This window comes from Haliscomenobacter sp. (assembly GCF_033763495.1).
Classification (GTDB): domain Bacteria; phylum Bacteroidota; class Bacteroidia; order Chitinophagales; family Saprospiraceae; genus Haliscomenobacter.
Window position 1 is genome coordinate 1 of record NZ_JANRKL010000114.1, and the last position, 8,286, is coordinate 8,286.

An 8,286-nucleotide genomic window follows, 5' to 3' on the forward strand; every position below is an offset into this window, starting at 1 on the left:
CGCAGGAGCTTAGACCAAGGCTATGTCTAAGTCGCTGCGGTAGCCCACTTCAAAACTCGTAAGTCATGTACTCTTAACTCGTCACTCAAAAAAATTATGTCCGCCAAAATTCTGATAATCAAACTCTAAACCATCATCCTACCAATCCGTCAAGCGATTCCACCAGGTCCGTTTCATCACCACAAACACCACTACCAACAAGGCCAGTACAATTCCCAGTCCAGTCCACTTGTTCAAAATCAGGTACATCGGCAGCAGCATGAGCAGCAATTGCCCGGTGATGCCCAGGAACAAGTTGAGCATATTCACCCCAAAGTTTTTGTTGCCTTCAAACGTTGGATCTTCCGCAACAGCCAGGGCATGGATGGGTTTCCAAAAGCCCCAGGGCCGCACCGTTTTGTAAAAAGTCAACAAGGTATCCTGGTTCGTCGCCGGGGCTGCGTAGGTGCCCAGAATGCAGGCCACAAACTGGATGACAATGAATACCGGAAAGAAATACAACATGCGGGTGCCATCAAAATAATGGGTGATGCCACTCACCGATAGGGCAGGAGGGATAGCGCTGGCCACAATCCCGGCCAACATTCCATAAAAATAACCAGTTGCATTGAAGCGCCACCAGTACCATTTCAGTACATTAGCGCACACAAAACCGCCGTAAAGCCCGGCAGTGATGATGTTAAAAATCATGTTCACATCCTTAATGAACAAGCCCAGGCCAATTCCAAAAACCACCATCACTACTCCACTCAGGTAGCTCATGGTGATGACCTGCTTGCGCTCCGCCTGGGGATTGACGAATTTGAGGTAAATGTCGTTCACCAGGTAAGCCTGGCCCGCGTTCAAAGTGCCACTGAAGTTGCTCATAAAAGCTCCCAGGAAACCCGCCAAAACCAGACCAATCAAGCCCACTGGCAGGTATTTGCTGATCACAGCGGGCATGATGCTTTCAAAATTGATGATGCCTTCGCCCAGGCGGGTCAGGTTCAATTGTTCAAAGTACAGGATGCCCAGCACACAAAAGCCCATGGTCATGAAGTACCGAATGGGCATCAGGATCACGGAGATGAACCCACTCATTTTGGCGGCCTCCTCCGGGCTGCGGGTACTCAAGATCTTTTGGCAATCGTAATTGGGGGCAGGTCCCGCCAAACTTTTCATGATGCCACTGATCAACATCATGCCGACCACCGCCGAGAAGAGCTGATAGCCGTCCTGTTCCATTTTAATCCGGGCATCATTGAGCATATTGGACCAATCCAGGCCCAGATGGGTGCCAAAAAATGGCGAATCCCAGCCACCGGGCACTTTGCTCAAAATATCCACATCCGATTGCGCCAGGTGATTCATCGCAATCACCCCAACAAAGAGGGAGCAAATGATCATCACCATGTACTTGATTACGTCGGCAAGCACAATCCCGTGCATACCTCCCACAATGCTGTAAAACATCGCGATCAGGGAAATGACTACCCCATAAAACTGGGCAGTATGGTGCTTGGAAACTTGTAGTGCTTCCACGTATTCGGGGGTACCCATGCCATAGGCGCCCTCTCCGGCACTTAAGAAGGGCAAGACATCGCGGACTCGCTCATAGGGCAGGAAGATTTGTAAAAACTCGCCCACACCTACAAAGGCATAAGCCATGTATCCAATGCACAAAATGAGGGCAAAGAAGACGACGACCAGGTGGCTTTGGCGCACGCCCTTGTCGCTGAGGCCAAAACGTGTACCCAGCCATTCTGCTCCGGTGGTAGCATTGCTGCGCCTGAGCCAACGACTCAGAAAGACCATCAGGAAAATTTGGTTGAATACTGGCCACATCCAGGGAATGAACACACTTTTGAAGCCATACAAAAAGGCCATACTCACCAGCAGCATGGTACCGCTGATGTCAAACATATCGCTGGCGTCACTCAAACCCAGCATGTACCAGGGCAGTGATTTGCCACCCATCAGGTAGGCATCCTTGCTTTTTTTGGCCTGGTTGCGCATGTACAAACCCAGCACGATCATCAACGCGAAATAGGCGGCGATGATCAGGAGATCAAGCGTAGAGAGCATGAAAAAGATGATTTTTTGTTGTGATCAAAAAAAACGAATGATTAAAGCACATGGAATTTCAAACTAAGGAACGAAAAAAAAATAACTTGTCCTCAAATTTTTAAGATCATGACAAAAAACAAAAGCTTCCCCGATAACTTTCTGTGGGGCAGCGCAACCTCGGCTTACCAGATAGAAGGGGGCCATTTGAGTGATGGAAAAGGCCCCTCCATTTGGGACGTCTTTTGTATGATTCCCGGCAAAGTCCACGCGGGCGACACCGGCAACACCGCCTGTGACCATTACCACCGTTTTCGCGAAGACGTAGCGCTGATGAAACAACTCGGCCTTAAAGCCTACCGTTTTTCCATCTCCTGGCCTAGGCTCTTGCCTGCCGGGCGTGGTGTGGTCAATCAAGCCGGAATCGATTTTTACAATGCCCTCATCGATGAGTTGTTGCAAGCTGGCATCGAACCCTGGATCACCCTCTACCACTGGGATTTACCCGCTGCCCTGGAGTTTGAATTGCATGGTTGGCTGGGAGAAGGCATCGCCGATGCATTTGCGGAATACGCCGACTTGTGTTTCCGCAGTTTCGGCGATCGGGTCAAAAACTGGATCACCATCAATGAAGCCTGGGTGGTGGCCATTCTGGGTTACGGGCATGGTGTATTTGCCCCCGGGATTCAATCGCCAGATTTACCCTACCTGGCTGGGCACAATTTGCTAAAAGCCCACGCCAAAGCCGTACAAATTTATCGCCAAAACTACCAGGCCAAGCAAGGTGGCAAAATTGGCATCACCAACAACTGCGACTGGCGCGAACCACTGACGGACAACCCAGCGGATCAGTCTGCAGCGGAACGAGCGCTGGAATTTTTTCTGGCCTGGTTTGCCGACCCGATTTACAAGGGAGATTATCCGGCGGTGATGCGGGAACGCCTGGGCGAACGTTTGCCCAGCTTTAGCCCCGCAGAAAAGGAACTGATTCAGGGTTCCTCCGATTTTTTTGGCCTCAACCACTATACTACCATGTATGCTGCTGATTCGAGTGGGCAAAGTGAGGCGGGGAGTGTATACGGCAACGGTGGCCTGAGTGCCGATCAGGACGTGAACCTCAGCGTTTCGCCCGACTGGGCACTGACGGATATGCAATGGGCGATCGTGCCCTGGGGCTGTCGTAAACTCCTGCAATGGATCGCCAAACGGTACGACAATCCGCCGATTTACATCACCGAGAATGGTTGTGCTTTTGATGATCAATTGCAGGATGGAAAAGTGGCAGATCGGGAGCGGATCGCTTTTTTTGAGGGCTATTTGGGTGCAATTGAGGAGGCCATCGCCAGTGGGGTAAACGTGGAGGGGTACTTCATCTGGTCGCTGCTGGACAATTTTGAGTGGGCTTCGGGTTATTCCAAAAAATTTGGGATTACCTATGTGGAGGAAGGAACTTTGCGCCGGATACCCAAGGCTTCGGCGGAGTGGTATGCAGGGGTGATTGCCGGGAATGGATGGTGATAGGGAGCTGGAGCCTTAATACTGAACATTTTTGTATTCCATAAGCGGAGGATGTGAATTGCCACGTGCTTTAGCGCGTGGATAAAGATTGCCTCTTTGTTGGACTTTAGTCCTGGCTTTAATGTTTAAGCAAGGGCTAAAGCCCAATTTCAAAAAAAATCTGTTACCCACGCGCTAAAGCACGTGGCAATTCATGTCCTCCGAGTAAAATGTCCTGGAGTGGGGCCTGGAGCTATCCTGAAACAATAGAAAGTGATTTAAGCACATAGCTTATCTTTAGCTTCCTCTACCGAGCCTACAAAATTAACCCGCCCCACTTTATTGCTTTCAAAAATGAAGTCGCGCAAACTTTTGCTGCTGTACTGGCTAAAGTCACCCACTATGGCCAAGCGCAGTTGATAAGTGGAAACCTTCTGCAGGATTTCGCCCGCAATCCCGCTTTTTAAGTCAAAAAAATCGGGCATCAATTGATCGGCGTGGATGATGATTTTTTCGGCACCTTGATAGGCACAGTTGATAAGGATTTCCAGGGCTTCCTGTGGATTTTGAATGCGAGTGTCGGTGACTTCGGCCAAAGTGTGCCCTTGGTGTTGGATGATTTCGATGCTCATAAAATGTAGAATTGAAACGTTGACCGGAATAACCGAAATCACCTTTTTAAGGTTCCTTGATTGGGTGTTGCAGTTTAATTTTTTATTGGCCACTGTGTGGGGCGCTCGTCGATCTTTTATTGACGCTGGGATCGCAGGTGCCTAAATCCTACGATTCCTTTGGCGCTTTACGTAGGCTCTGAGTAAATGCGATCGTCGAGCCCGCTCGCTTAGCGAGCATTAAGGGATCGACGAGCGCCCCACGTAGTGGCCAGTAAGATGCCCGAATCAACATTCAAAACCCCAAATCACACATCCTTCATCGACAACTGCACCCGCTTCCGCGCAATGTCCACCTCCACGATGCGCACATTCACTTCCTGGCGCAAACTCACTACTTCCATCGGGTTTTTCACAAAACGGTTAGCCATTTGGGACACGTGAACCAGCCCTTTTTCCTTGATGCCTATATCGATGAAGGCCCCAAAATTGGTGATGTTTTCCACGATGCCAGGCAGGATCATTCCGGGCCGCAAGTCTTCAATGCTGTGTACATTGCCGAAGTCGAAGGATTTGGCGGTACCCCGGGGGTCAAGGCCCGGTTTTTCCAATTCCTTCATAATGTCTTGCAGAGTGGGAAGCCCCACCTTATCGCTCACGTAACGTTTGAGTTCCACCTTGCGGCGCAACTGCGCGTCGCTGATCAGGTCTTTCACCTTGCAGTTCAAGTCCTTTGCCATTTGTTCTACGATGTGGTAACTTTCTGGGTGTACTGCTGTATTGTCCAAGGGGTTTTTCGCTCCCCGAATGCGCAGGAAGCCCGCGCATTGTTCAAAGGCTTTATCACCCAAACGAGCCACTTTTTTGATTTCATTCCGCGAACTGAAAGCTCCATTTTGCGCCCGGTACTCCACGATGTTTTTGGCGATCACTGGCCCTAGCCCGGAAATGTAAGTCAGGAGGTGTTTGCTGGCGGTATTGAGGTTTACGCCCACGCTGTTTACACAACTTTCCACCACCTGATCGAGGCTTTCTTTGAGCATGGTTTGGTTGACATCGTGTTGGTATTGCCCAACGCCGATGGATTTAGGGTCAATTTTTACCAGTTCAGCCAGAGGGTCCATCAAACGACGGCCAATGGACACTGCGCCCCGCACGGTTACATCGTAATCGGGGAATTCTTCCCGGGCCACGTCGGAAGCCGAATAGATGGAAGCTCCCGCTTCGTTGACCATAAACACCTCAACCTCGTGATTGAATTTGATGCTGCGGCAAAGGCTCATGGTTTCTCGGCCAGCCGTTCCGTTGCCTACGGCAATGGCATCGATGCCGTGTTTGTCCACCAAAAAAGCGATGGTTTTTTTTGCGCCTGCTTCGTCAGATTGGGGAGGGTGGGGATAAATGGCGAGGTTTTCGAGCAGATTGCCATTGTCGTCCAATACCACCAGTTTGCAACCCGTGCGGAAGCCAGGGTCGAGGCCCATCACTCGTTTTTGCCCGAGAGGCGCAGCCAGCAACAGTTGCCGCAGGTTCTGGGTGAACACGTCGATGGCTTCTTTGTCGGCCTTTTCTTTGGAGATGTTGCGAAATTCCGTTTCAATCGAAGGGGCCAACAAACGCTCGTAGCTGTCGTGGATAGCCAATTTTACCTCTCCGCTGGCAGCGTTGGCCGCTTTGATAAAACGTTTTTCTAATTGGTATTTGGTGTCCTCTTCGTCGTCGGGCACGATGAGCACCCGCAAAAAACCTTCCTCTTCACCGCGGCGCATGGCCAGCAGGCGGTGGGAAGGGCATTTGTTGAGCGCTTCCGAAAAGTCGAAATAGTCTTTGTATTTATCACCTTCCTTCTCTTTGCCGCGGGCCACTTTGGATTGGATGATGGCGGTTTTGGAAAAAATGCGGCGCATCAAATTCCGGGCGTCTTCACTTTCGTTGACCATTTCGGCAATGATGTCGCGGGCACCAGCCAGTGCTTCTTCCACGCTGGGTACCTCATCGCTGAGGTATTTGCCCGCCAGGATTTCGGGGTCGTCAGCATCGCGTTGTTCCAGAATGCGCAAGGCCAGAGGCTCCAGGCCTTTTTCGCGGGCTACCGAGGCGCGGGTTTTCTTTTTGCGTTTGTAAGGCAGGTAAATGTCCTCCAACACGGTGGGATCGTAGCAATTTTCAATGCGTTGGCGCAGTTCATCAGTGAGTTTGCCTTGCTCGGCAATGGAACCGAGTACACTTTCCTTGCGTTTTTCCAGCTCCTCGAATTTTTTGTGTTCGCGCTGGATTTCGGCGATTTGTACTTCATCCAACTCCCCCGTGGCTTCTTTGCGGTAACGGGAAATGAATGGAATGGTGGAACCCTCGTCCAACAACTGGATGGTGTTTTTGACTCTTCCAAGGGAAATGCCCGTGGCTTGGGCGATCAATTCGAGGTGTTTGGTAGTACTCATCGATTTTTGGCATTATGGTTTTCCCAGAGGGAGCCCGGGGGGAACAAAAGTAAAAAAGCTAAGGAGATCAAACAAAAGTATTTTGAGATTTTTCGTTTGATATTTTTTTTGTAAACTTGAATAAAGATACTAATTTTAGGAGTGCCAATGAAATGTCGCTTTGGCATGTACCACTTGTGTCACTTTGAAATCCCCTCCGTGTCCTCCACTACCCCTTGGCCGCCAACAAAAACAACACTGCCATCCGCACCGCGACCCCATTCTCTACCTGCTGCAAAATGATGGAATGTTCTGAATCCGCCACATCGCTCGTGATTTCAACACCGCGATTGATTGGTCCGGGGTGCATGATCACAATTTTTTTGTCCAGGGAATCCAGCAGTTGTCGGTTGATGCCGAAGTACTGTGAATACTCGCGCAAGGTGGGGAAATACTTGATGTTTTGGCGCTCCAGCTGGATGCGCAACACGTTGGCTACATCACACCATTGCAGGGTTTCGCGTACGTTGTAGCTGACCCCTACGCCCAATTTGTGGATGAATTTGGGCATGAGGGTAGGGGGCCCACAAACCCGGACTTTCGCCCCTAGTTTTTGCAGGCAAAAAATATTGCTCAGGGCTACCCTTGAGTGCAGGATGTCGCCGAAAATGGCCACGTTTTTGCCTTCTAGGTCACCCAATTGCTCTTGCATGGAGAAGGCATCCAGCAGCGCCTGGGTGGGGTGCTCGTGGGTGCCATCACCGGCATTGATGATGTTGGCATCGATGTGTTGGGCCAAAAATTGGCAGGCACCGGGAGCGGGGTGGCGCATCACCACCATGTCCACTTTCATGGACAGGATGTTGTTGACGGTATCGAGCAGGGTTTCTCCCTTTTTGACCGAAGAAGAAGAAGCCGAAAAATTGATGGTATCTGCGGAGAGGCGTTTTTCCGCCAACTCAAAGGAAACCCTGGTGCGGGTTGAATCTTCAAAAAAGAGATTGGCGATGGTGATGTCGCGCAGAGAAGGCACTTTTTTGATGGGGCGATTGATGACTTCTTTAAAATTGCTGGCGGTATGAAAAATTAGCCGAATGTCCTCGGTGCTGAGGTCTTTGATGCCCAGGAGGTGTTTGCTGCTTAGTTGTTGATTAGCCATCTTCCCGTGTTATTGTGCCGCTTTTTTGTCAGAAAATAAAACAACCCGATCTTCCCCGTGGGTATTGGCCCATTCCACTTTGACGTAAGCCTGATCTACCGCATCGACTTTGATGCCCGTGAACGTAGAACGAATGGGCAATTCGCGGTTGAAACGCCGATCCACCAAAGTAAGTAACTCCACCTTATCGGGGCGGCCGTAGTGGTTGAGGGCGGTAAGGGCCGCCTGCACGGTGCGCCCGGTGTACAAGACATCGTCTACCAGAATGACGTTTTTTTTCTCCACCAAAAAATTGATCGAAGTCACACTGGCGTGCATGGATGCTCCGGGGCGGCGAAAATCGTCGCGGTAGAAGGTGATGTCCAGTACGCCGTAATCGATGTGTGGGATATTGAGGTGGTCGATGAGGTGACGGTAAATTCGCTCCGATAGGGCAACCCCACGTGGCTGAATGCCAATGATACAGGTGTTGCTAAAATCATCAAATTCTTCAACCAATTGGTGGCAGAGCCGCTCAATGGTCAGCGAAAACCGTTCGGGCCCGATGATGATGCGT

Annotated in this window: 6 protein-coding genes; 1 reads left to right on the forward strand and 5 read right to left on the reverse strand. The window is 50.5% G+C overall.

Features of this window, described 5'->3' with window-relative positions; genetic code table 11:
- Positions 1-138 precede the first annotated feature (138 nt).
- Positions 139-2,064: a sodium:solute symporter family protein gene (locus SFV55_RS12070; RefSeq protein ID WP_320029755.1), complete on the reverse strand. Its 1,926-nt coding sequence runs from the start codon at positions 2,062-2,064 to the stop codon at positions 139-141.
- A 108-nt stretch (positions 2,065-2,172) separates the two neighbouring features.
- Here SFV55_RS12070 and SFV55_RS12075 point away from each other — a divergent pair, with 108 nt between their 5' ends.
- On the forward strand, positions 2,173-3,561 hold the full coding sequence (locus SFV55_RS12075) for a GH1 family beta-glucosidase (protein WP_320029756.1): 1,389 nt from the start codon (positions 2,173-2,175) through the stop codon (positions 3,559-3,561).
- Between the two features lie 257 nt (positions 3,562-3,818).
- On the opposite strand, the gene SFV55_RS12080 is transcribed toward SFV55_RS12075, so the two are convergent.
- The 4 genes from SFV55_RS12080 to pyrR all read right to left on the reverse strand — a co-directional run.
- On the reverse strand, positions 3,819-4,172 hold the full coding sequence (locus SFV55_RS12080; protein ID WP_320029757.1) for a DUF4180 domain-containing protein: 354 nt from the start codon (positions 4,170-4,172) through the stop codon (positions 3,819-3,821).
- A 287-nt stretch (positions 4,173-4,459) separates the two neighbouring features.
- The gene (locus SFV55_RS12085; protein ID WP_320029758.1) at positions 4,460-6,592 is read right to left on the reverse strand and encodes a Tex family protein; all 2,133 of its coding nucleotides are present in this window, start codon (positions 6,590-6,592) and stop codon (positions 4,460-4,462) included.
- A 208-nt stretch (positions 6,593-6,800) separates the two neighbouring features.
- Positions 6,801-7,730, reverse strand: coding sequence for an aspartate carbamoyltransferase catalytic subunit (locus SFV55_RS12090; RefSeq protein ID WP_320029759.1), 930 nt, complete (start codon positions 7,728-7,730; stop codon positions 6,801-6,803).
- A gap of 9 nt (positions 7,731-7,739) precedes the next feature.
- A partial coding sequence (gene pyrR / locus SFV55_RS12095) for a bifunctional pyr operon transcriptional regulator/uracil phosphoribosyltransferase PyrR (protein WP_320029760.1) occupies positions 7,740-8,286 on the reverse strand: 547 nt, incomplete at its 5' end.